The organism is Cognatundibacterium curvum (assembly GCF_014284235.1).
In the GTDB taxonomy this organism is placed as follows: Bacteria; Pseudomonadota; Gammaproteobacteria; order Burkholderiales; family Burkholderiaceae_D; genus Undibacterium; species Undibacterium curvum.
Genome location: NZ_JACOGD010000008.1, coordinates 24508 through 48758 on the forward strand (window position 1 = coordinate 24508; position 24251 = coordinate 48758).

At 50.6% G+C, this 24251-nt stretch carries 18 protein-coding genes; 6 read left to right on the forward strand and 12 right to left on the reverse strand.

Annotation, left to right across the window (positions count from 1 at the left end):
- Positions 1 to 9: 9 nt before the first annotated feature.
- The 6 genes from glyS to H8K43_RS15030 all read left to right on the forward strand — a co-directional run bounded on the left by glyS (position 10) and on the right by H8K43_RS15030 (position 5975).
- Complete coding sequence (gene glyS / locus H8K43_RS15005) at positions 10 to 2094, forward strand: glycine--tRNA ligase subunit beta (protein ID WP_186904587.1); 2085 nt, start codon at positions 10 to 12, stop codon at positions 2092 to 2094.
- A 22-nt stretch (positions 2095 to 2116) separates the two neighbouring features.
- On the forward strand, positions 2117 to 2677 hold the full coding sequence (gene gmhB / locus H8K43_RS15010) for a D-glycero-beta-D-manno-heptose 1,7-bisphosphate 7-phosphatase (protein WP_186904588.1): 561 nt from the start codon (positions 2117 to 2119) through the stop codon (positions 2675 to 2677).
- 25 nt (positions 2678 to 2702) lie between these two features.
- Positions 2703 to 3440 carry a lysophospholipid acyltransferase family protein gene (locus H8K43_RS15015; RefSeq protein ID WP_186904589.1) on the forward strand — a complete coding sequence of 246 codons (738 nt, stop codon included), beginning with the start codon at positions 2703 to 2705 and terminating at the stop codon, positions 3438 to 3440.
- Between the two features lie 162 nt (positions 3441 to 3602).
- Complete coding sequence (locus H8K43_RS15020) at positions 3603 to 4484, forward strand: M48 family metallopeptidase (protein WP_186904590.1); 882 nt, start codon at positions 3603 to 3605, stop codon at positions 4482 to 4484.
- A 70-nt stretch (positions 4485 to 4554) separates the two neighbouring features.
- Positions 4555 to 4953: a lactoylglutathione lyase gene (gloA, locus tag H8K43_RS15025; protein WP_186904591.1), complete on the forward strand. Its 399-nt coding sequence runs from the start codon at positions 4555 to 4557 to the stop codon at positions 4951 to 4953.
- 413 nt (positions 4954 to 5366) lie between these two features.
- Positions 5367 to 5975, forward strand: a complete 609-nt coding sequence (locus H8K43_RS15030) for a hypothetical protein (protein ID WP_186904592.1) — start codon at positions 5367 to 5369, stop codon at positions 5973 to 5975.
- 142 nt (positions 5976 to 6117) lie between these two features.
- Here the strand turns inward: H8K43_RS15030 and H8K43_RS15035 are convergent, their stop codons facing one another.
- The 12 genes from H8K43_RS15035 to H8K43_RS15090 form a co-directional block, all read right to left on the reverse strand.
- Positions 6118 to 6648, reverse strand: coding sequence for a DUF2846 domain-containing protein (locus H8K43_RS15035; protein WP_186904593.1), 531 nt, complete (start codon positions 6646 to 6648; stop codon positions 6118 to 6120).
- A gap of 1 nt (position 6649) precedes the next feature.
- Positions 6650 to 9733: an efflux RND transporter permease subunit gene (locus tag H8K43_RS15040; protein ID WP_186904594.1), complete on the reverse strand. Its 3084-nt coding sequence runs from the start codon at positions 9731 to 9733 to the stop codon at positions 6650 to 6652.
- Positions 9723 to 10871 (reverse strand): efflux RND transporter periplasmic adaptor subunit, encoded by a 1149-nt coding sequence (locus H8K43_RS15045; protein WP_186904595.1) that lies wholly within the window; start codon positions 10869 to 10871, stop codon positions 9723 to 9725. The genes H8K43_RS15040 and H8K43_RS15045 overlap by 11 nt, the downstream gene beginning before the upstream one ends.
- Positions 10868 to 12250 carry a TolC family protein gene (locus tag H8K43_RS15050; RefSeq protein ID WP_186904596.1) on the reverse strand — a complete coding sequence of 461 codons (1383 nt, stop codon included), beginning with the start codon at positions 12248 to 12250 and terminating at the stop codon, positions 10868 to 10870. Before H8K43_RS15050 ends, H8K43_RS15045 begins: the two co-directional genes overlap by 4 nt.
- 97 nt (positions 12251 to 12347) lie before the next feature.
- Positions 12348 to 13748: a sensor histidine kinase gene (locus tag H8K43_RS15055; protein ID WP_186882389.1), complete on the reverse strand. Its 1401-nt coding sequence runs from the start codon at positions 13746 to 13748 to the stop codon at positions 12348 to 12350.
- Positions 13748 to 14419, reverse strand: a complete 672-nt coding sequence (locus H8K43_RS15060) for a response regulator transcription factor (protein WP_186882390.1) — start codon at positions 14417 to 14419, stop codon at positions 13748 to 13750. Before H8K43_RS15060 ends, H8K43_RS15055 begins: the two co-directional genes overlap by 1 nt.
- Positions 14420 to 14603: 184 nt before the next feature.
- Positions 14604 to 15320, reverse strand: a complete 717-nt coding sequence (locus tag H8K43_RS15065) for an MgtC/SapB family protein (RefSeq protein ID WP_186904597.1) — start codon at positions 15318 to 15320, stop codon at positions 14604 to 14606.
- 1560 nt (positions 15321 to 16880) lie between these two features.
- Positions 16881 to 18527, reverse strand: coding sequence for a glucose-6-phosphate isomerase (pgi, locus tag H8K43_RS15070; RefSeq protein ID WP_186904598.1), 1647 nt, complete (start codon positions 18525 to 18527; stop codon positions 16881 to 16883).
- Positions 18528 to 18550: 23 nt separating this feature from the next.
- Positions 18551 to 19345 (reverse strand): 16S rRNA (adenine(1518)-N(6)/adenine(1519)-N(6))-dimethyltransferase RsmA, encoded by a 795-nt coding sequence (gene rsmA, locus H8K43_RS15075; RefSeq protein ID WP_186904599.1) that lies wholly within the window; start codon positions 19343 to 19345, stop codon positions 18551 to 18553.
- On the reverse strand, positions 19342 to 20385 hold the full coding sequence (pdxA, locus tag H8K43_RS15080) for a 4-hydroxythreonine-4-phosphate dehydrogenase PdxA (RefSeq protein WP_186904600.1): 1044 nt from the start codon (positions 20383 to 20385) through the stop codon (positions 19342 to 19344). The genes rsmA and pdxA overlap by 4 nt, the downstream gene beginning before the upstream one ends.
- Positions 20385 to 21743, reverse strand: a complete 1359-nt coding sequence (locus H8K43_RS15085) for a peptidylprolyl isomerase (RefSeq protein ID WP_230404012.1) — start codon at positions 21741 to 21743, stop codon at positions 20385 to 20387. The genes pdxA and H8K43_RS15085 overlap by 1 nt, the downstream gene beginning before the upstream one ends.
- 158 nt (positions 21744 to 21901) lie before the next feature.
- The gene (locus tag H8K43_RS15090; RefSeq protein WP_186904602.1) at positions 21902 to 24208 is read right to left on the reverse strand and encodes an LPS-assembly protein LptD; all 2307 of its coding nucleotides are present in this window, start codon (positions 24206 to 24208) and stop codon (positions 21902 to 21904) included.
- Positions 24209 to 24251: the final 43 nt, after the last annotated feature.

Sequence of the window (24251 nt, forward strand, 5' to 3'; positions counted from 1 at the left end):
AATTTCTATATGAACCAAACTTTATTAGTCGAATTATTTACTGAAGAACTGCCGCCGAAAGCGCTGGCAAAACTGGGCGAAGCCTTTGCCGCCGGTATCGTTGCCGGCCTGCAGTCGCGCGATTTTTTAGAGGCCACTTCGGTCGCTACGTCGTATGCCTCACCACGCCGTCTGGCAGTCAGCATCACCCAGGTGCGTGCGACCTCACCCGACAAACAAATGCGTGACAAAGTGCTGCCGGTCTCAGTCGCACTCGATGCCAATGGCAATCCAACTGCACCGCTGGCGAAAAAACTGGCTGCGATGGGTTTTGCCGATGTGCAGCTGAGCCAGCTGGAGCGTGCGCAAGATGGTAAGGCCGAGAGCTTTTTCTACAGCTATACCAGCGCTGGTTCTGCACTGGCACCGGCACTGCAAAGTGCACTGGAAGAATCCATCAGCAAACTGCCGATTCCTAAGGTCATGAGCTACCAGCGCCCCGATGGCAGCACCGTGCATTTTGTGCGTCCTGTGCATCAGCTGATCGCGCTGCATGGTGACAGCGTAGTGCCTCTGAGCTTGCTGGGTCTGCACAGCGACCGTCTGACTGGCGGCCACCGCTTCCTGTCTCAGGGTCAGGTCAGTATTGCGCACGCCGATGACTATGCCAGCACCTTGCAGCAAGAAGGAAAAGTCCTGGCGCATGTGGCACAGCGTAAAGAACAGATACGTCAGGCCCTGCTCGCTAAAGCAGGTGCTGACCTGGTGCTGATGCCTGATTCTTTGCTGGATGAAGTCACTGCGCTGGTCGAATGGCCAGTGGTGTACGAATGCCATTTTGAGCAGGAATTTTTGGCCGTACCGCAGGAATGCCTGATCCTGACGATGCAGACCAATCAAAAGTATTTTGCGCTGACCGATGCACAAGGCAAGCTGCGCTCGCGCTTCCTGATCGTGTCCAACGTGGAAACCAGCGATCCGCAACATATCATCCAGGGTAATGAACGCGTGGTCCGTCCACGTCTGGCGGATGCGAAGTTCTTCTTCGAGCAGGATAAAAAGAAAAGCCTGGAATCACGTCTGCCGCTGCTGGCCAACGTGGTCTACCACAACAAACTGGGCACCCAGGCAGAGCGCACCCAGCGCGTGAAAACGCTGGCCGGTCAGATTGCAGGCATGCTGCAAGCAGATGTGGCACTGGCAGAACGCGCTGCACTGCTGGCGAAAACCGATCTGCTGACCGATATGGTGGGCGAATTCCCTGAGCTGCAAGGCATCATGGGCACTTACTATGCGCTGCATGACGGTGAGCATGCTGAAGTCGCTGCGGCCGCTTCAGAGCACTATCAGCCACGCTTTGCGGGTGATGCACTGCCGGCCAGTGCAACTGGTACCGCAGTGGCACTGGCAGACAAGCTGGAAACTCTGGTCGGTATCTGGGGCATAGGCCTGCAACCTACCGGCGACCGTGATCCTTTCGCGCTGCGCCGTCATGCACTCGGCGTATTGCGTATGCTGGTGGAAAAGCAGCTGCCACTCTCGCTGAGCAGCCTGTTAGCCAACACCGTCGCGCTGTTCAGCGGCAATGCGCAGTTCAAGGACCCAAGCGCTGAAGTACTGAGCTTCCTGTACGACCGTCTGCGTGGTCAGTTGCGTGAACGCAGCTTCAGCCAGCATGAAGTGGAAGCTGTGGTCGCACAACAACCGGATACGCTAGACACCCTGGTCGCACGTCTGCAGGCAGTACAGGCCTTTGCTGCGCTGCCTGAATCAGCTTCACTGGCTGCTGCTAACAAGCGTATCACCAATATCCTCAAAAAAGCGGAAGTCAAACCAGGCACAGTCAATCCTGCCTTGTTGCAGGAAGCCGCTGAACAGGCGCTGGCCAAAGCGATGGATGACGTCAGACCGCAAGTCGATGCAGCTTTCAGCCAGGGTGATTACACCGGTGCGCTGAAAACCCTGGCAGCTTTGCGTGCCGAAGTCGACAGCTTCTTCAATGATGTGATGGTGAATGCGGACGACCTGGCATTGCGTAATAACCGTCTGGCTCTGCTGTCTGCATTGCATGGCATGCTGAATCAGGTCGCCGATATTTCTAAACTGGCCGCCTGATATGCCAGAAAAAGGACAGCCTATGAAACTCATCATTCTGGACCGCGATGGTGTCATCAACCACGACTCCGATGCTTTCATCAAATCCCCGGATGAATGGGTGCCTATCCCCGGCTCGCTGCAAGCCATCGCCCGCCTCAATCAGGCGGGTTATCAGGTGGTGGTTGCCACCAACCAGTCAGGGATAGGTCGTAAGCTGTTCGATATGGCGACCCTGAATGCGATACATCAGAAAATGCATCAGATGGCGCAGCAAGTCGGCGCCACCATCGATGCGATTTTCTTTTGTCCGCATATGGCCGACGATAACTGCGACTGCCGCAAACCTAAGCCTGGCATGCTGCATGAAATCGCACGCCGCTATGACATCAGCCTCAAAGGTGTGCACAGCGTGGGCGATTCGCTGCGTGACTTGCAATCCGGCTTTGTGGTCGGATGCCTGCCACACCTGGTGCTGACCGGCAAAGGCCAGAAAACGCTGGACAAAGGCGGACTTCCACCCGGTACCCGCATTTATCCGGATCTGGCGACGATGGTCGATCAGCTACTGGATGCACCAACAGAACAACAACACGCGAACTGAGTACAGATTCGCTACTGGAGAAGACATGTTTCGTTTTACCTGCTTTATCCGTTCGCTGATTTTCATGATCGTGATGGTCGTGGCGACAGTGATCTGGGCCCCCATCAGTATGCTGTTTGCTTTTTTGCCGTATAACCAGCGTTACTATGTGACCTCACGCTGGAACGTGTTCATCATCTGGGCTGCCAAAGTCATCTGTGGCATCCATTATGAACGCCGTGGCTGGGAAAATTTTCCGGATGAACCGGCCATCCTGCTGGCGAAACATCAGTCTGCCTGGGAAACCATCTTCCTGTTGATGGCAACCCCGCGTCCGCTGGTGTTTGTATTCAAAAAAGAAATCACTTATATCCCGTTTTTTGGCTGGGCGATTTCTTTGTTGCGCATGATACCGATAGACCGCAGTAAGGGAAAAGATGCGTTTGCCCAAGTGGTCACACATGGTAAAAAACGCCTCGCAGACGGGCAATGGATCATCATGTTCCCTGAAGGTACGCGCATTGCTGTCGGCAAAAAAGGCACTTACAAAGGCGGTGGCGCGCGTCTTGCGGTAGAGACTAATACACAGGTCGTTCCTATCGCGCTGAACTCCGGTGAGTGCTGGCCGAAAAATTCTTTCATCAAAAAGCCCGGTACTGTCACCGTTTCTGTAGGAAAGCCGATTTCGTCTGAAGGAAAAACAGCGCCTGAGCTGATGCTGGAAGTGGAACAATGGATAGAAGCTGAAATGCGGGTGATTTCACCGCGAGTCTACCAGGAATAAGTCTGCCCTCATGCCCTGTGATCAGGGCATTTTTTTTGCATAAACCAGGTCTGCTGTGCGAAGTTTTGCGACTTGGTATACATTGCTGTCCTGAACCAGTCGCTGTGCCAGTTTCTACCACTCTCTATGTCATCTTTCTCTTCGCTAGGAAAAGCTATACAAATGGCCTTGCAGCTGGATTTATTCAGCGAAATTTTGCCGTCTGGCGCAGATAAACCCGGCTTGCAGCCATCGGCAACACCCGCCGCCTTGCCTAATCCTCTGGCAGAGCTGAGTCCAGCGGCCGCGACACCGTCAGCCAGCGATACGGCTTCGGGCAATAAACTGCGAAAAATGGTGCTGGCGGACTGCACCATACACTATGAATTACTGCGTTCAAAACGGCGCAGCATAGGCTTTTTGATTCATGACGGTGGCCTACGTGTGACCGCGCCACGCTGGGTCACTATCAGCGACATTGAGCACGCCATCAGTGAGAAGCAAGGCTGGATACAACGCAAGCTCAGTGAGCGGCGCGAACGGGTTGCCAGACGCCTGGAACCCGCCATGCAATGGCAGGATGGCGCACAATTTCCGTTTCTGGGCCAGACCCTGACTTTACGTATTTCACCCGGTTCACTCAGCGGTACTTTCCTCGACCGGGCAGCAGCAGAATTGCATATCCATGTGCCGGCGGATGCCGCTGAACAGCAAATCAGAGACCGGGTACAAGGCTGGCTGCAACAGGAGGCGAAGCGGCTGTTTCAAGAGCGCCTGCCCGTATTTGCCGAGAAGCTGGGCGTGCAGTATCGCAGCATGTCACTGTCGGCCGCACAGACGCGCTGGGGCTCCTGTACCTCCGATGGCAAAATCCGGCTTAACTGGCGACTGATCCATTTTTCGCCCATGATCGTCGATTACGTGATTGCGCATGAACTGGCTCATTTACGTGAAATGAACCATAGTCCGCGCTTCTGGGCGACCGTGCAAAGCGTGTTCCCGGAAATGGAACAGGCCAGACATCAGTTAAAGCAGCAATCCACTGCCGATTTACCGGCATTCTGAGCAGCCTGAGTACTCATGCATAGTCAGGCTGACGCTGATATAAACACTCTCATCAACTAAAGGAAAAATAATGCGAATTCTGCACACCATGCTGCGCGTAGGCAATCTTCAGCGCTCTATCGATTTTTACACTCAGGTATTGGGCATGCGCCTGCTGCGCCAGTCAGACAATCCTGAATACCAATACACGCTGGCTTTTCTGGGCTACGGTGCCAACCCGGAGCATGCGGAGCTGGAGCTGACTTACAACTATGGCGTGGATAGCTATGACATGGGCACAGCTTATGGTCATATCGCGATTGCGGTACCTGACGCCTATGCAGCCTGCGAGGCAGTACGTCAAAAAGGCGGAAATGTCACACGCGAAGCTGGACCAGTGAAAGGCGGCAAAACGGTGATCGCTTTTGTACAAGACCCGGATGGCTATAAAGTGGAACTGATACAGCGCGACAGCGAAGTCACGCTGTAAGTATTCCCGACAATTAAAGTCGTAAACTCAAGGTTCTATTTGACGCGGCTTGTAGGCTGGGCAAATTTTTCTACTTCGAATTAAAGTCGTAAACTCGTATGCAATTTCATATATAAATTACATTATTTCGTCAATTAAAGTCGTAAACTAATTTATTACCTTTTTAAGTAAGCTGGTTTAACAGCTTCAAGAATGAGCGTTATCATGGAACTCGATATCCAACCCATGATGCAATGAAGGCAGTGAGTTTTGATATATAACGTGATTTGGGTGTCGGAGTTCTTTCAAATTAAGGTTTAGCTTTTAGACTTGGGGACTCGTTGTAAAACATCGTCGAATTCGATATTTAGGTCTTTTGCATTGAAGTCTTTAGAGTATAAACAGAGCATACAGATTCAAAAGATGCTGGTAATTTGTGTTTTTCACATAGGTCTTTTCAGGAGTTTTTAGTTGCAGAACACTTAACTGGGACGGAGGCACTAAGCATTAGTCATGAAAAACGATCCGAAACGATTGATGAGGCGGTTAGCCAGTTCATATTATATGGGCAAAATCCAAAGGTAATTGATACTTGGTTTGAGTCCTTGCCTGGCAATGGAAAAAGGTTGTCGTCTACATATATAAATCTCTTTTGCTCCCGAAAAGAGATTTATAAAATTTTAGAGAGACGAATCGCCGATGATGTACGATATCAAGATCAGATTAGCGTAATTACAGTAGAGGAAGTTGGAATTCTAGGTAATCTAGCTCTAAGCAAAATGCTCTCAAGTCCAAGCCGACTAAAAGTTGTCCAATTTTTGAGAAGGCTTTTAGTGACGGGGGATAAACCGACTGCTGCTCTTGCTTTTCATTACATATTGAGAATAAAAAAAACAAAAAAAGATTGGATAAATATTCTCGAGCAAGTACTTCAGGAACGAATAAAGTTCCAAGAGAAAGTAGCACGTAAGAATGATCGTGTTGCACATAGAATTGTGTTGGGGGACGACGCTATCCTAAAAAAAATCGTTTGTGATATTTAATAATAATTAACTCATTCAGATTTAAGTACAAAATCATCAGATCAATTGCAAATAATGTATTCGGACACATTTTCGATATTTGCATAAGAAGGTGAGAAAATATTTAAACTATCAATTCGCAGACCCGAATTGAGAAAAAACTCTAATCTCGACCACTATGTTTAACGAGACGCAACTTCGTTATTTCTGTTTTTGCATTTATATCCTGTGTTAGTTCCAGTCTCTCGCTATTTCGCCAAAAAAAGAACTCAAGCTGCAAATCAAGGAAATAGGTATGCCCTTCTTCAGTATTGATATCAATAACTGCGTTTTCCTTAGTTTTGATATGAACGCTGTGCTTGCCTGGTAAAACTTCGACAACAAAATACGTGTTTACGCCTAATGTAGCGACCTCTACGTCATCTAAAAATACCTCACTCTTACTTCTCGGGCGAACCGTTGTAGATCGATAAATATAAATTTTTGCATATCCTTTATTAGGAGCTTCGAATTTCTTTTCATCTTCATCGCGGCTGGTAGAGTCCAAATCAACAGCAACGCAATTACGCCACCTACCCATCGTACGACATGGTACTGTTTCCGAATCCACAGTTGCAGCTTCTGCAGTTTGAATCCCAAAAAACAAATATCCTGCAAATAAAATGCTTAAATATTTTTGAGCAGCCCTATTCATATTATTCCTCTTTTGCTTTTTCTTTAAAATAGGTATAGCTGAGCGGCAGCAACAGCAAAGTAAAAAACGTCGCCGATACAATTCCACCGACAATGACCACCGCAAACGGGCGCTGTGTTTCAGAGCCTATGCCATGCGAGAGTGCCGCTGGCAATAAGCCTAGTCCAGCCATCAGTGCTGTCATCAATATGGGTCTCAACCGCGTCACAGCCCCTTCAATTTCACTGGCAAAATCTGAGGCTTTGCTTCTTTCAAATTCCAAAATTTGTTCCAGCATAATTACGCCGTTTTGCACAGAAATACCGGCTACCGCGATAAAACCAACCGCTGCAGATACTGAAAAATGCAAGCCTGCCAGTGCCAGACCAACCACGCCGCCTATCATCGTAAATGGCACCATGACCAGAATAAGCAAGGCCATCCTGACCGATCTGAATGCCCAAAACAGCAGTGCAAAAATCAGGAAAATAGTGATAGGGATAATGATTTCCAATCGTTTCACTGCCCTTTGCTGGTTTTCAAATTGCCCACCCCAGGTGATGTAATAACCCGCTGGCAAGTTGACCTGCGCCGCTACCTTTTGCTGTGCCTCGGCGACAAAACTGCCCTGATCGCGCCCCAGCAAATTGGCCTTCACCGAAGCATTGCGGCCACCTGCCTCACGACTGATACGACCCGCTCCCTGCCGAATTTCTATCGTTGCCAGATCAGCCAGGTTCATCGTACCCAAGCCGTTCGGTAAGCTAATTTGCAAGCTGCCGATACGGTCTATCGAATCGCGGTAGCCCTCTTTCAGACGCAAGGTCACATCGAAGCGCTGGTCACCTTCATAGAAAGTCGATACCGGACTATTGGATAAGGCGGATTTAATCGTGTTATTGACATCAGAGACATTGATACCAAGCCGTGCAATTTTCTGACGATCTATCACGATATTGAGTTCAGTCTGGCCGCCAATTTTGACGCTCTCGACGTCAGCCGAACCCTGGATGCTCTTCAAAATCGCCGCGATCTGCTCACTTTTCTGGGTCAGAATATCAAGATCCGGGCCAAAGATTTTGACCGCTATTTCACCTTTCACGCCAGACAAAGACTCCTCTACACTGTCCTGTATCACTTGCGAGAAATTGGAAGGTACGCCAGGCAGCGCTGCGATTTTCGCACTCATATTTTCGATCAGGCTCTCTTTGTCCGCAAACTTCCATTGATCATGCGGCTTCAGATCGGCCAGAATTTCCATATTATTCGGCCCTTTCGGATCGGTACCGTCGTCCGGTCGCCCCACATGCGACACTACACTGTTGACTTCCGGATAGCTAAGCAAAATCGCACGTACCTGACGCTCCACTTCTTTCGTTTTTTCCAACGCAGTTGAAGGTGGCAGGCTGATCGTGAGCCAGATATTCCCCTCATCCAGTTTTGGCAAAAATTCGCTACCCAGTCGTGGTGCCAGCACCAAAGTCAACGCCAGCACACAGGACGAAACGACCATCACCAGCTGTCTTTTATCAGTGGCCCGGTGCAGAATTTCCCGATATTTTTTTTGCAGCCTGTCCATCCAGTGACTATGACGCTCTGCCAGACTGTGTCGCTTCATCGTCAGCGTCAGCAAAGTCGGTATTAAGGTCATGGTCAATATCAAGGCACCCAGCATCGCAAAACTGAGTGTGAGTGCAACTGGCGAAAAGATTTTTCCCTCTACACGTTGGAAGGTAAAAATCGGGATAAATGCCAGAATGATGATGGCCTTCGCAAACAAAATAGGGTGCCCCATTTCGACCACGGTATCTTTTAAGACGTGCTTACGCCACAGGAACAGACTTTCGTGGCCCTCGTGCTGTTTCAGTGCCAGCCTGACCATCAGTGCCTCAACCAATACCACTGCGCTGTCGATGATGATGCCGAAATCTACCGCACCAAGCGAAATCAGATTCGCCGGAATACCACGGATGTCGAGCATAATGAACGCACACATCAGCGACAGAGGAATCACTGTCACAACGATCAGGGCAGCGCGCCAGTTATTCAAAAACAGGATCAGAATGGTGGTGACCAACACCGCACCGACGATGAGGTTCTCCACTACGGTCATCACCGTGTGTTGCAACAACTCAGTACGGTCATAGATTTTGCGCAGCTTGACGCCCTGAGGTAATTTCGCATTGACTACCTCGATCCGTTTTTTTAATTCCTCAATAATCTTTGCGGCGTTCCCGCCTTTGCTCATCTGTACGATACCAAGCACATAGCTGTCGCCCTGGTTATACGCCACGATGCCAGAACGCGGACGGTTACTGATCTCTACATCCGCAACATCTGAAACCAATACAGTCTTACCATTTTTAGAACTGACGATGACACGGCCGATATCGTCTTTGCTGTTGAATAATCCTATACCTCTGACGACCAGCGCCTCATCACCACGTTTAATGGTACCGCCACCGACATTCGAATTATTATTAGCGAGTGCCTGATTCACCTGATCCAGTGTCACTGCATAGCGCTTGAGCAGATTTGGATCGACCTGCACTTGATACTCTTTAATTGTGCCGCCAAAACTCACCACGTCGGCGACACCGCTCACGATGCGCAACTCAGGACGTATCACCCAATCCTGTAAAGCACGGATATCATTTTCAGACATACCGGCCGGCGCTTCGATAATGTAGCGGTAGATTTCACCGACTGCCGTCGTTAACGGCGCGATACTTGCCTGCACCCCTGCCGGCAGAGATACGCCTTGCAATTTTTCCATCACCTGCTGGCGTGCAAAATAGTCGTCGGTACCGTCTTTAAATGTCAAGGTCACGACCGACAATCCGGTAATGGATACAGAACGTACCTGCGTCTGTCCGGGTACACCGCTCATTTCGCGCTCTATCGGTAAGGTCACAGAACGTTCCACTTCTTCTGCCGCCTGTCCGGGAAATTGCGTAACAATCTGTACCTGGACATCCTGCACATCCGGGAAAGCTTCTATCGGCAAATTCGTGAGGGACCGGTAACCAAAGATGATCAATGCCAGTGTCAGTACCAGCACAAACACGCGCTGGGTTAACACAAAATCGACAAATTTATTGAGCATGAGCAGACACCTCCGCATTCAGCAATAAGGCGCCTTCCGTGACGATACGTAAGCCCGTCAAAGGCGCAGCGTCTGCATAGCTGTAGCTCACGCCTTTACGGACGACAGTGACGCGTTTTTTCTCAAACTCACCGTCCTTCTTTTCTATGTAGACGTAGCTGTACATACCCTCCGATACCAGGCTTGTATTCGGTATTTTGGCGACTTTCTGTTCGCTTTCAGATAAGAAGGCAACACGCGCAAACATTTCCGGGCGCAGCTTATTTTCTTTGTTATCGATCACTCCACGCACCTGAATGCGACGGGTATTCGGATCCAGCGCCAGCCCGATGCGATCCACAGTCGCTTCAAACAGCTGATCCGGATAGGCATCCAGTTCCACGGTCATTTTCTGTCCCGCTTTGACAGATTGCAGATATTTTTCCGGTACATCAATCAGCACCCACAGACGCCGTAAGTCAGAAATGACGAATAAAGGCAAAGGCGCGTCCGGGCGTACTTCCGTGCCGGGATTAATTTGCTTATCGGTGATGACACCAGCTATCGGTGCCCGCAACGCAAATTGTCCCTTTTCATTTCCAACCGAATTCAGATTCCGCATGCGCAGGCTGCTGCGTTGGGTCTCAGCCTGAGCCTGTCTGAAATCTGCTTCCGCATTTTCCATGTCCTTACGTGCCAGCACCTCGTGCTCAAACAACAGCTTGCTACGCTCAAAACTAAGTTTTTTTCTTTGTTCATCCGCTTTAGCCTTGCTCCAGTCAGCTTCTGCGGTGGCCAGATCGGGTGAATCGATCTCAGCCAGCGCACGGTTTTTTACAACGCTGTCACCCACCTCGACCGCGGAGGACAACACCCGCCCCAAGACTGGCGAGCTGACTCTGGCAGTTACTGTTTCATCATAGGCAAGCTTGGCATTCATCGCGTCGGCCAGCGGCATACTGACTATGTCCACAGCTGCGACTTTAATAGAAGATAATTGTGGTGCGTTCTTGAGATAGCTGATACGTCCGGTCTCCGGCTTCGGTGCCGGTTCATCCTTCTTTTTTTCGGTGGAACCAACTGCGCCTACGTAAAAAAAGGTGATGGCGGAGAGCGCAGCAATGCCTGCGCTGATAAGGATTTTTTTCTTGTTCATCATGGTGTAGTCACTTCCTGAATACTGATACGTAAGGCGCTGAGTGCTTTGGCATAGTCAGCCTGAGCATTGATGGCATCCAATTCTGTGGTGCGGTAAATGCGTCTGGCATCCAGCAAATCGGTGACACCGATGGCACCATTTTTAAATGCAAATTCAGCAGCACTGGCTGACTGTCTTGCTGCCTGCAATAATTCCTGTTGAAAGCGCTGTACTTTTTCCTGCGCCGAACGCGCCGACTCTTGTATGTTCAACAGCTCAAATCTGGCGTTTTCTTTGGTCTTTTCGAGTATCTCGCGCGCGCTGTCTACATTCTTTTCAGCCAGACTGATCTCGCCCTGATAGGCATAACGTGCAAATAAAGGTATCTGTACCGATATGCCAAAGCTGTTACCTGAGCCCAGTGTATTTGTCGGACTGACCGGATAATGCTCGAACTGCAGACCGACTGACACATCTCTGGTTTTCGCGGCCAACGCGAGCTGGCGCGCCGATAATGCGGCATCAAGCCTGGCCTGAGCAGACTTCACATCTGCCCTTTGCGCAATCAAAGGACGAATGTCCGCGTAGAGCAATTGCGCATCAGCAGCAGCTATGTCTGCCCAAGCATCTGTCGCCCTCAGGTCAGATGGGGCTGACTGCGCGCTGAGTAAGCTCAGCAAGCTGCTCTGCGCCTGAAATAAGTCATTCGCAGCCTGGCGTGCATCGTTCTCAGCGCGCATTGCGTCTACCTTGACCCTGGCTGCATCTGCACCCGCAATGTCACCGGTTTTTTTTCGCAAATCCGCCGTGCTTAACGTCGTTCTGAAAATGGATCTGAGCTCGTTTGCAATGCTGAACTTGCCTTGTGCCGCCATCAAATCGAAATAGGCGAAGCTGGTCGCCAGATGGAGTTGCCGGAGCTGCCCTTCGTTATCGAATTTTGCGGAAGTTTCCAGGTGCGTGGCGCTCTGCAAGCGCAGATCCCGTTTGCCACCGCGTTCTATCAACTGGTCGATACGGAAAGTGGTATCGACTGTTTTATCACGCAATGTCCCTGCTCCGATACCGAGCTTAGGATTCATACCCGCAGTCTGTATGGTGAGCGTAGGATTGGGTGCAGCACCCGCGATGATTTTTGCAGCAGCAGCGCTGTCGATTGCAATCTGGCTCAGTTTAAGATCCCGATTTGCAGCCAGCGCGATTTTCAGCGCCTGTGCCAGACTGAGTTGTGATAGCACGGTATCCGGTTTTGCGTTGATATCAGACGCGGTCAAGGGTGCAGCTATGTCGGTGATGACCGCGGCATACGCAGCAGGCATGGTCAGCACAGAGGAAAGCAGCAACGTTGGATACAATAATAAGGTGCTGTGCGGCCTGAGCCGCTGAGGGATAGTTGTCATAGGTCCAGCCATTGAGCATCAATTAACCTACTCAGTGTGCAGGACTTAGCTGTCAGTTACGTGACAGCCAGCTGACAAAATGCTGACAAACGCAAATTTATTGCGGCTGAAGCGGAGGAAATAAGAGTGTGAAAACCGTCCCCCCATGCGCCGCATCATTGACTTCTATGCTGGCGTCATGATCTTTCGCAATATCGGAAACGATGGACAAGCCCAGGCCATTTCCATTAGAGCGCTGTGTACCGGTGGCTGGAAGGGATTCGGTGATTCTGTATCTGCGTTGAAAAATCAGTTCGCGTTCCGCTTTAGGAATACCGGGCCCACTATCCTCCACTGAGAAAATGCCGCTGTGACCTTGCTGTTCATAACACCTGACCGTGACTACGCCATGTTGCGGTGTATAGGCGATGGCGTTGTCGATGATGTTCTCTATCAAATCACGCAATAAGAAAGCGTCGCCGGAGATAGTTACTGGCTGCAAATCGAAACCCAGATCTATATTTTTTCTGTCAGCAGTAATGATCAATGCATGAATACTGTCAGCAATGATTTTATCGAGTCTGACCGGCGCCAGGCGCTTGCGCTCAAAGGTATTTGGCTCAGCACGGGCTAAGGCTAACAGCTGGTTGATCTGCCGTATCATGCGCTCAGCAGAAATCATCATTAGTTCTGTTGAGCGCGCAGTCTCAGAATCAGCGCGGTACCGACCCTGCATCCATTCTATCTGCGCTTTCATGCCCGCCAGCGGGGTGCGCAACTGATGAGCGATATTGGCTAAAAATTCTTGTTGCTCTGATGCGCCAGTCTCAATTTTGCGCAGCAAGCGGTTAATCGCGTTGATCACAGCCGCCAGTTCCAATGCATTCTGGTCTTCCTGAATTGGCGACAACTCATCATAACTGCGTCTGTTGAGATCCTGCTGCAGAATTTTCAAGGGCGCCAGTCCGCGTGTAACCGCCAGCCACACCACGGCAACCAGACACAAAGTCAGTGCACTTTCTAATAGCAATAGCGCGATCAGGATATGAGATTGAATCGCATTCCGTTTGCTCAGGGTCTCGGCAACATTAATAATGACGGGCTCACCATCCACCATAAACCGTATACTGACGATGCGTATCTCCTCACCACGCATACGCCCATGAGAAAAAACAGGCTCATCCAGTTTAGATGGCGTACCGGTCACAGGAAAATCTTTGTCTCCGGCCAGCGTGTGACCATCGAGTTTGCGAATGGCAAAATAGACGATATTAAAGTGATCGACTCGTAATACCTGTTCGACTGGCAAAGGCAGATCGACATCCACCTGATCTGAGATTTTTTTTAATCGCGTACTCAGCGCCCAGCCTGTATCTGCCAGGCTTTGATCAAAGGCAGTTTGCGCCGGCGTCCAGGCCAGCCAGTAGACCAAACCTGCACCGACTGTATTGACCAGCAATAATGGAGCGATCAGCCAGATCAGTAAGCTTTTGCGTATGCTCAGGCGGCGTGATGGCATCAAAGCTCCTTTTCTTCTTCGAGCATATAACCAAAACCACGGATAGTCCTGATCGTGATTTTTGCATTATTCAGCTTGAGTCTGAGTCGCGACACATAGACTTCAATCGCGTTAAGCGTAATGTCTTCACCATACGGCAGGATGGCATCGATAATTTGCTGTTTGGAGACGACCTGCGATTCATGCTGCAACAGATAAGCCAGAATATTCCATTCCCGCACCGACAAGTCGACCACATTGTCACGGATAGAGACGCGCTTAGTCTGCGGGTCCATCAGCAAATGTCCCAGCCTCACTTCATTGGAGCGCGGGGCACTGCGCCTGACCAGTGCCTTCAGGCGTGCCACCAGCTCCAGCGTGGAGAATGGCTTGACCAGATAGTCATCGGCCCCCAGTTCAAAACCACGTACCCGGTCAGAAATCCCGTCTCTTGCAGTGAGCAGCAACACCGGAATCTGATTGTGATTGCCACGCAGACGACGCAGTATCTCCAGCCCCTCAATATCAGGTAAGCCTATATCCAGCACTATCGCTGAAAAGTGTTGACGTGGTATCAGATATTCCGCATCGTTTCCTGTATGTGCAACATCCACCAGCATACCCTGCCCGCGCAGCATCTGAGACACGCCCTCAGCCAGAACTTTATCGTCTTCTACTAGCAGTATGTGCATATTGAATTTTGAGATTGAAGATACTGATTAAGAATAAGAGCGAAGCTTATCAGTCCACAGCCTGCTTTGTCATCGCAGCATCTGCATGAACGACGATGCCAAGCAGAATGGAGCTTCATAGCTGCGTGCACAGAGCCTGACATTTCTCGCTCTGCCTTACTCTATTCGCTGCTGGCTAGGTACATCACTCCATCGTACTTGGACTCCAGAAGGCCTGCTTCACTTCAGGCCGGTCCGCCATTTTACTGAGTATCTGATCTAACTCTTCTGAATTGACTGAGGTGGAGGTCAGGATGGCTTCAATTTCAATATCATCATTGCCAAAGGCATGCACTTCCAGATCTCGGATAGGATAATTCGCCAGTTCCAGCTCCTTGGAGAGCATCGCCAGCACCAGTTTCTGAAACGGTTTAGCTGCAATCACGTAGACGGTATTAGTGACCTCCACATCCTCACCTTCGATAGGACGACGGTTAATCCGGTTGACGATAGGCCTGAGTAAGGTATTGGCCGCGAGCACAAAGAAAGTCGCGGCAAACGCTTCCAATATCAGGTCGGCGCCGGCAGCAGCACCAACCGCAGCGGAGCCCCATAGTGTCGCTGCCGTATTTAAACCGCGCACATTTCCGTCTTCACGCATAATCGCCCCAGCTCCCAGGAATCCTATGCCGGAAACCACATAGGCGATGACATGCACCGCACCTGCATGACCTTCTAAGCGGTTAGCCATGTCAACAAAAACGGCAGCACCTACCGCGACCAGCACATTGGTACGCAAGCCGGCAGTACGTTGCCGGTATTGGCGCTCATATCCAATCAGCCCGCCAAGCACAAACGCTGCCCCCAGGCTGATCAGCGTATCTAAAAAAGAATGAAAATTGATGTTTTGAATTGCTTCCATCTTTAGCTCCCTGATCAGTGAAACCCACATCGAAATTTTCGCAACAGAATATGACTATTCCGATGTAATTGAACACAACAAATATACCTCGCCTTTAGTATGCGGCAGATAATTACTATTTCCGGCTTTCGATCCTTCGCTAGCTGTAGAAACAGTTCTCAGCTTTCTCTTATAAGCGAACAGGCTGCAATAGCGCCCATAATAGAAAAATGTAAAGCGATACTTTGGTGCTTACTTGCGTGAGTTCAGACAGAAACGAAGAAGTGCGTCTTACTGACGTGCAAGTGAATCTGTTATTTTCGAAAAATCAGGATGCATCACCATCACATGATGATGAACACTGTTGATTCAGAGTGCAGGCCCTCGATACGATAAACAGCACAGACGACAGGTAGCAGACAAGGTCAGCTGACACGTGCCATGTAATAAACGAGGAAGGTTAGCCGAGAGTCGTTGGTGACCACAGCCAGTCTCATAGCTGTGGCAGGCAGCTAACTGCGGAGCTTATGCGAAGATGGTTGGGGTAAAACCCCAAGTTAGCAAGTAAAGACTGCAACTGTCCAAAATCATAGCTCCTTTTTTTCGATGAGCGGATTGTATTTTTGATTTTGCAGCCATGTCAAGAACAAGATTGCTTATGCGGTGAAGCTTTGATTTTTTATCTTTATCAGATCAGACCCGGCATCTACATCTGGACTTTCCGTCTGAAATATATTGCTCGCATATCAGGCTGTACAAGGCGCTATAACCATAAACACACAAACTGAAAATCAGACGGGACCGCTCCAATTGAACGATATTTTCATCCAAAGTGAACGCAAACGTAAACAGGCTTAGATGCAAAAATGCCCAAGCCTGATATTACAGGTTTGGGCATTTTCTTGAAGATTTTTAGTTTACGACTTTAATAACCAGTTTACGACTTTAATAGCCAGTTTACGACTTTAATTGTCGGGAACAGTAAGCAAGGTCAGGGCTGAAACGATTTCCAAGGCCCAGCAGGCTGGCTGAATGGCGGCTTGCTGGCTACCTGACAGGCAAGTTCAGCCCCTATGCGATGTATCATTGTTCGTCAGATTTGTTTTTTTTGACTGGCGCGTGGGTGACGTTATTCATCGCTTTCACCAGAAAGATGATCCCTAAAATAAAGACTAGAATTAAACCGGTAAAAATACCTGTCCACATGACGGCTATCCTGATGAAAAATGGTCAGGAACTACGCAAAATCCGTGAAAAGGATGGCATCTCAACTTATCAGAACGCCTTGCTACAACGCGTTTTGTCGGTAACATGTTTGCGTAATTCCCGATAGAAACTACTATTGCCCCAAAGCATATCGCAGATCAGATTCAGCCCAAATTGAATGACAAGTTTTTTTACATTATTTAACGGAATTTAAGCTTTTTGGAAAAATAGCAGTCACAAATGATGCTTTAAATCAACATTATTTATGGCAGTGTGGTGACATTGAGATGTTGCACGCCAGGTCTGAACGGGCCCGCAACGGGCGCCGCAGTTGTGCGCGATGGCACTTGCCACACTCAGCAAGTGCCGCATGCTTTAAACGTGACCGTGTCGGCGGAAATACGCAATCAGTCCACTGGTCGACGCATCCAGTTGCGCATCGAAAGCCTGATCACCGAGTATCGCGGGCAACAAACGATTTGCCAGTTGCTTGCCTAATTCCACACCCCATTGATCAAAGGAGTTGATACTCCAGATCACCCCCTGCACAAACACTTTGTGCTCGTACAAAGCGATCAGCATACCAAGCTGGAACGGATCCAGGCTAGGCATCAGAATCGTGGTCGATGGCTGATTACCGGCGAACACCTTGTGCGGTAACAGACGTGCCAGCTGCGCCTCAGACAAACCGGCCTGGCTCAGTTCTTCACGTGCCTGCTGCTCAGTTTTACCAAATGCCAGCGCCGCACTCTGGGCCAGGCAATTTGCCAACAGCGGTGCCTGATGTCCAGGCAAAGGATGATCGCTGGAAGCGGCCACCACAAAATCGCATGGAATCAGCCAGCCGCCCTGATGCAGCAACTGGAAGAAAGCATGCTGACCATTGACACCGATTTCACCCCAGACGATAGGGTTGGCACGGCAGCTCAACGGCTCGCCATCGCGGCTTACGGTTTTACCATTCGACTCCATTTCCAGCTGTTGCAGGAAGGCCGGCAAATGCCGTATCGATTCGTTATAAGGCAGAATCGCTGTGGTTTCTGCCCCCAGGAAATTGGTGTTCCAGATGGAGATCAGCGCCATCAGCACTGGCAGATTTTTTTCCAGCGGCGCCTCACGGAAATGGCTATCCATGGTTTGCGCACCTTGCAGCATGCGCTCGAAACCATTCATACCGATCGATAAGGCCACCGACAAACCGACGGCAGACCACAGGGAATAGCGTCCACCTACCCAATCCCAGATCTGCAGAATATTTTCGTCAGGAATACCGAATTCATGCGCTTTGGCCGGACTGGAAGTCACGGCGATAAAGTGCTTCGCAATCGCCCATTCTTCCATCGCAGCTGCCATCAGCCAGGTTCTGGCGGTCTGTGCATTGATGCTGGTTTCCTGCGTGGTGAAAGTCTTGGATGCCACGATGAACAGCGTCGTGCGCGGGTCCAGCTTTTCCAGCAAAGGTGCCAGGTGGGCACTGTCCAGATTCGAGACATAGAAAAAATTCAGATTCGGATGCTGATAGGCCGACAGCGCGCGGCTGGCCAGCTTAGGCCCCAGATCGGAACCACCGATACCGATATTCACCACATTCTGAATCGCATCGCCTTTAAAGCCACGCCATAAGCCACTACGCACACGTTCGACAATGTCACGCATTTGCTTGCGCACCGCGCGCACCTGTGGCATCACATCCAGCTCTGCACTCGGGAAAGGGCTGAACTCCATGTGGCGCAAGGCGGTGTGTAATACGGCACGGTCTTCGCTGAAGTTAATCTTTTCACCCGCAAACATGCGGTCACGCCATTCCTCGACGTTCGCCAGACGTGCAAGAGACAGTAAATGCCTAACCGCTTCAGCATCCACCCTTTGCTTGGAATAATCAATCAGCAAGCCATCGAGCTCTGCTGAGAAACGCTGAAATCGCTGCGCATCATTGGCAAACAAGTCACGTAAATGGGTGTGCTCCAGCCTTTGCTGATCCTGTAACAAAGCCTGCCATTCAGGGGTCTGGGTAATGTTCATCGTTGCGATAACATGAATAAGGTTCAGTCTTGGCTGTCTGCATGACGAGCGCTGTACAGACGTGTCAGCGCAATGTACTGCTCCAGCCCTATGGTTTCCGGACGTGCCTGCGGATCGACGCCAGCTTCCAGCAATTCAGCTTCAGTGAACATGCCAGCCAGACAGTTACGGATGACTTTGCGGCGCTGTGAAAAAGCCTTGGTCACCACCGCTTCTAAATCAGCCTGACGGCAATCGAGCATATCGCGCTTAGGTATCATACGCACGATGGCCGAATCGACTTTGGGTGGCGGATCAAATGCATCGGGCGGTACGACAAATAATAATTCCATGTGGTAGCGCCACTGCAGCATGACTGACAAGCGGCCATATGCCTTGCTGCCAGGTTCAGCCACCATGCGCTCCACAACTTCTTTTTGCAGCATGAAATGCTGATCCGACACCACGTCCGCCAATTCGGCCAGATGGAACAGCAAGGGACTGGAAATGTTATACGGTAAATTACCAACCACGCGCAGCTTTTTCCCTTCCGGCACAGGAATAGTACGGAAATCGAATTTCAGTGCATCGCCTTCATGGATAGTCAGTTTTTCTGCCGGAAAAGTCTTCTTAAGACGCACCACCAGATCGCGGTCCAGTTCCACCACATGCATATGTGGCAGGCCTTCGAGTAAGAGGCTGGTCATCGCGGCCAGACCGGGACCAATCTCGACCATGGTGTCGGCCGGACGTGGATCGATGGCGCGGATAATCTGACTCAGTACCAGCTGATCCGTGAGGAAGTTCTGGCCAAATCGTTTGCGGGGTATGTGTTTCATGATTTAAGTGTGTGAGTTGCCATGGCGGCGGCGCTGCGGATGGCCACCACCATGCTGCGGATATCGGCCAGGCCGGTACCCTGAATTGCGAGGTCGAGTGCGGTGCCATGATCGACCGAAGTCCTTATCAGTGGCAGACCGAGCGTGATATTCACACCCAGGCCAAAACTCGCATGCTTCAGTACGGCCAGTCCCTGGTCATGGTACATGGCCAGCACACAGTCAGCCTGCGCCAGATACTTTTGCTGGAAAAGGGTGTCAGCCGGATAAGGTCCTTCAACCGAAATACCCATTGCGCGCACTCGCTGCAGCACAGGGATAATCACATCGATTTCTTCACGCCCCAGATAACCGTTTTCACCCGCATGCGGATTGAGTCCGGTCACCAGTATGCGCGGTGTGGCAATACCAAATTTTTGTTTCAGATCGCTGTCTATGATTTGCACGGTGCGCAGCAGCGCATCGGCCTGTATCGCGTCAGGCACCTGTCTGAGCGGTAAATGGGTGGTCGCCAGCGCCACCCGCAAAGGCTGCGGCAGATGGGCATTCGCATCCGACGCCAGCATCATCACGACTTGCGCCGTGCCAGTTTTTTCAGCCAGATATTCGGTATGTCCGCTGAACTGTACACCTGCATCATTGATGGTGCTTTTTTGCAGCGGCGCCGTGGTCATGGCATCAGCCCAGCCCTGTTGTACACATTCGATTGCGACATCCAGCGTCTGCAGCACTGGCCTGCCATTGCGCGGATCAGGCTGACCTGCTTTGACGTGCGCATTGAGCGGACAATCGATCAGGGTCAGCCGGTCCGGTGGACAGCCTGGCATACCCGCGTAACGCAGCGCTTCCAGGGAAATGCCCATGAAGCGTATATCAGGATTAATTTCATTGGCGATCATCGCCAGATAAGCGGCATCACCAATCAGGACGGAACGCACTTCGTGCCGCAATTCCCAGGCGGCACGCAAAGAGATTTCCGGCCCTATTCCTGCCGGTTCACCTACCGTCAGGGCTATGACCGGCAATCTGGATTCAGGCATTATTTTTCTTCCGTACGGAGTTCAACATAGGTGCGGTCGCGCAATTCGCGTAACCAATCCTGCAAGGCTTCATCCGATTTACGTTCACGCAGTGCCTCACGTGCTGCCATGCGTTTGCGGTCTTTCGACTGGTCTTCAGATTTACGCTCTGTGACTTCGATCAGATGCAGACCAAACTGGGATTGAATCACATCGCTGACCTGACCGATGGCCAGTTTCGCGATCACCTCATCGAAAGCAGCTACATCACCGGGATTGATCCAGCCTATATCACCGCCTTTTGAGGCCGTGCTGTCGGCTGAATAGCTTTTGGCTGCTTCTTCAAAACTGATTTCTTTGGCTGCGATCTTACGCTTCAGGTCGCTCAGTTTCTGGCGTACTTCAGCTTCCGGTACGATCTGGCTAGGCTTCATCAAAATATGACGGACCCGGTTTTGCTGAACAATTTCAGTGCCTGCTTTAGGATCATTCCCGGCACGTTTGCCAACCAGCTTCAGGATGTGGAAGCCATTCGCACTGCGGATAATGCCGGAAAATTCGCCGGTCTTTATCTGAGCAACTGCATCCAGGAATAATTGTGGAATACGTTCCTGTTCGCGCCAGCCGATTTCCCCGCCTTTCAAGGCTTCCGCGCTGTCGGAATAGGTCACGGCCATCTTGGCGAAATCTGCGCCGCCACGTAATTTTTCCAGCACTTCTTCAGCACGGTTACGACGCAGCGTAATTTGTTCTGCACTGGCATTTTCAGGGATACGCACCAGAATATGGGCCAGATTGACTTCCTGCTTACCGGCTTTGGCACTGGCTTCAGCGGCCAGGAAATTGTCGATCTCGGTTTCAGTGATAATGATTTTGCTGTCGACTTCACGATCGCGTATGCGCTGCATCATGATGTCATCACGCATCTCTTCACGGAAACGCGCGAACGGGGTGCCTTCACGTTCGATCTGATTGCGCATTTCCTGCAAACTCATTTTGTTTTGCTCTGCCATACGCTGCAAAGTGCGGTCCAGCATCAGATCATCGGCACGCATACCGTTTTCTTTCGCCAGTTGCAGCTGGGCGCGGTCCAGGATCATGCGCTCCAACAATTGCTTTTGCAGTTCTTCACGAGAAGGCAGAGCCGTACCCTGTGCCTTGAGGCGTTTTTCAACCACGTTGATACGCTCTTCAAGTTCCTGACGGGTAATAATTTCATCATTAACAACAGCAATAATGCTATTCACCGCACGTGGCTTGCTGCTGACGACAGGAAGCGTGGTCGTGGATTTCAGTTGCGTTGTTTGCGCCCAGGCGCCCGGATTCGCCAACAAACCGGTAGACACTGCCAGTAAAGTAACAAGAGTACGTTGTTTCATGTGCAATAGTTGTCGCATAAAAAGTTAAAACCTGGTTAAGCTTTGCTTAGAACTGAGCATCGCCAATGGCGCAAAAGCTGCAATATACACGTTAGCAAGCATTTCACAAACTAGGCAGCCGGAAAGGCGGCTGAATCTGACTCCCGCCCGCAGACAAATCAGCGATCGCTATTCGGCTGATAGCCGTAAATATTTCGCTTCAAGGCTTCCAGCGGATTGCCACCTACACCCAGCCTGGCCAGTCCGCTTAATTCCAGCTGTATCGAAAATCCGGTATTACTGGTCGTACTGTTGACCGCAAAACGCTGCGCCACAAAGCGCAACGACCAGCAATCTGCTTTGTATTCAAATCCTGCCAGCCCATCCACCACCCGTTTATCCATCAGCGAGTAATTGCCACGACCAACTGCGTACCAGCGCTGAGCGACTGGCCATTGTCCTGAGATATCTACCTGCTCCAGGCTGTCGCGCTGGAAGCGATACGATACATTCAGCACTTTTTTCGCTTCCGGCTGCCAGCGTATGCCATAGTTAGACTGCACAGACTGGCGCGTGCCGGCACTGATCTGAAACCCCAGATCGCCGGACAATTGCTCCGACCATTTACCACTGGCGGCCAACAACAAATCTGAGCGGCTAGGGCTGACTGTATTATCCAGCCTGACCTTCTGTGTATTAAAGTAAAAACGCTGTCCCATCGCGAGCTTCAGGCGTTCGCTGCCATCCTGCTCCAGATAACGCGATACCAGTGCCGCTGTGATCTGATTGGAGTCACCTATCCTATCCTGACCTACAAAACGGTTTTCACTGAAAATCTGGGCAAAGTTAAAATCAGCCAGACCACTGTCAAAATTCGGCAATTTGGACTGATCGCGGTAAGGCGTGTTCACGTAAAACAAACGCGGTTCCAGAGTTTGGGTAAAGTCACGTCCCAGCAGATTGGTTTGCCGCTCGAAGACTAAACCACTATCCACCGAGAACGTCGGCACAATTCTATGCGAATCTTGCTCTTGTCCGGGGTTAGGATTCACCAAATGATAATTGGTCGCATGCAGCGATACTTTAGGTGTCACAAAATATCCGGAACTGATCAATGGTGCCGATACCTGGAAGGTATTTGCGAAGCGGTCACCACGAACCAAACTAGGATGCCAGAAACGGGTAAGGCTGGAATCCATCATGAAATCCAGTCCCATCACATCATATTTTTCTGCATGAAACTGCAGCTGCGGCAAACGGTCATAGGGACGACCAATCGGTACCGCAGCCGTTGTATCCTGCAATACCTGATAATTGGTGGCCCTTAGTCCCAGATTCCAGAACGAACCGTAATAAATCAGACTGGTTTCACGCGATAGCAAGCGCTGCGCCGTCTTGGCAATCGAGGTGGAGAAATCGGCCGGGTAATCATCATCAGATGCGACATTGATATTCCAGGCCAGACGCAGACCCGGCATCAAATCCTGCTCATGCACCGAGGTTACCGCATAGCGATTGGTATGGGTAATGCGATCGCTGGGTAAATCCTCGACCGTGGTTTCGCCCTTGTATATACCGCCAGGGAAAGTCTCGCCCATGTAACGCGCTTCTGCACCGAGCTGTATGCCACGACGGCTGACCATTTTAGGATACAGGGTCAGATCGCGGTTAGGCGCGATGTTCCAGTAATATGGCAGCGCAAACTCGACCCCACCCTTGCTGGTGGTACCCACCGTCGGCGGCAAGAAGCCCGAATGGCGGGCGCCGGACAAAGGGAAAGTCATCGAAGGTGTAGCCAGAATCGGGATATTTTTGAAGTAGAGCACCGACTTACCGGCGACGCCGGTATCGAGCCCGGTATCCAGACTCAAGGTATTGGCTTTCAGATACCAGTCAGGGTTGAGGCCTTCGCAGGTACTATACGTCCCTTCATGAATCAGGGAGCGCTCATCATCAAGTAAATCTATGCGCCTGGCGTGACCCTGCGCATTGCTGCGCAATAGTTTGTACACAGGATTGTCGATACGTCCGGCACCGGAATCGAGCTGCAAGGTGGCATTATCACCATAATAGCAGTCGCCATTTTTCTCTACCCGTACATTACCGCTGGCCTCCACTTCATCTTCCAGAAAGCGGTAGCTGGCTTTATCCGATCTCAGATTCAGCGCCCCCTTATTCACGTCGACATCATGTTCGAAATGGATAAAACGGTCTGAACGGCCCCAGAATTTATACGACTTGACGATGACAGGCGCATCTTTGTCATCCACCGGCTTTGTTTCTGGCTTTGCTTCAGGTTTTTTTTCATCCTTCCTGACTTCCGCATTTTTCTTTTTATTGCGGGCCAGTTCTTCCTCAAAACTGCTGCTGGTCACAGCCTGAGCCCTGGCTTCAGAAAAGAAGGCAGGCAGCAGTACCGACACGACAATCGCGGGGATAGTAGGAAACAACAGCGGTGAGTGAGATAATACGGGTTTCCTGCGCATGTATTCAGTATGTAGTAAGCGTTTTGGCAAGTAGGCTGGCTGG

Excerpts from the sequence above, each read along its gene's own strand:
- pdxA (WP_186904600.1), bottom strand. The coding sequence starts at position 20,385 with ATGCCTGAATCCAGATTGCCGGTCATAGCCCTGACGGTAGGTGAACCG.
- glyS (WP_186904587.1), top strand. The coding sequence starts at position 10 with ATGAACCAAACTTTATTAGTCGAATTATTTACTGAAGAACTGCCGCCG.
- H8K43_RS15040 (WP_186904594.1), bottom strand. The coding sequence starts at position 9,733 with ATGCTCAATAAATTTGTCGATTTTGTGTTAACCCAGCGCGTGTTTGTG.
- H8K43_RS15060 (WP_186882390.1), bottom strand. The coding sequence starts at position 14,419 with ATGCACATACTGCTAGTAGAAGACGATAAAGTTCTGGCTGAGGGCGTG.
- rsmA (WP_186904599.1), bottom strand. The coding sequence starts at position 19,345 with ATGAAACACATACCCCGCAAACGATTTGGCCAGAACTTCCTCACGGAT.
- H8K43_RS15020 (WP_186904590.1), top strand. The coding sequence starts at position 3,603 with ATGGCCTTGCAGCTGGATTTATTCAGCGAAATTTTGCCGTCTGGCGCA.
- H8K43_RS15050 (WP_186904596.1), bottom strand. The coding sequence starts at position 12,250 with ATGACAACTATCCCTCAGCGGCTCAGGCCGCACAGCACCTTATTATTG.
- gmhB (WP_186904588.1), top strand. The coding sequence starts at position 2,117 with ATGAAACTCATCATTCTGGACCGCGATGGTGTCATCAACCACGACTCC.
- H8K43_RS15065 (WP_186904597.1), bottom strand. The coding sequence starts at position 15,320 with ATGGAAGCAATTCAAAACATCAATTTTCATTCTTTTTTAGATACGCTG.
- H8K43_RS15055 (WP_186882389.1), bottom strand. The coding sequence starts at position 13,748 with ATGCCATCACGCCGCCTGAGCATACGCAAAAGCTTACTGATCTGGCTG.
- pgi (WP_186904598.1), bottom strand. The coding sequence starts at position 18,527 with ATGAACATTACCCAGACCCCTGAATGGCAGGCTTTGTTACAGGATCAG.
- H8K43_RS15045 (WP_186904595.1), bottom strand. The coding sequence starts at position 10,871 with ATGATGAACAAGAAAAAAATCCTTATCAGCGCAGGCATTGCTGCGCTC.
- H8K43_RS15085 (WP_230404012.1), bottom strand. The coding sequence starts at position 21,743 with ATGAAACAACGTACTCTTGTTACTTTACTGGCAGTGTCTACCGGTTTG.
- H8K43_RS15090 (WP_186904602.1), bottom strand. The coding sequence starts at position 24,208 with ATGCGCAGGAAACCCGTATTATCTCACTCACCGCTGTTGTTTCCTACT.
- H8K43_RS15035 (WP_186904593.1), bottom strand. The coding sequence starts at position 6,648 with ATGAATAGGGCTGCTCAAAAATATTTAAGCATTTTATTTGCAGGATAT.
- gloA (WP_186904591.1), top strand. The coding sequence starts at position 4,555 with ATGCGAATTCTGCACACCATGCTGCGCGTAGGCAATCTTCAGCGCTCT.
- H8K43_RS15015 (WP_186904589.1), top strand. The coding sequence starts at position 2,703 with ATGTTTCGTTTTACCTGCTTTATCCGTTCGCTGATTTTCATGATCGTG.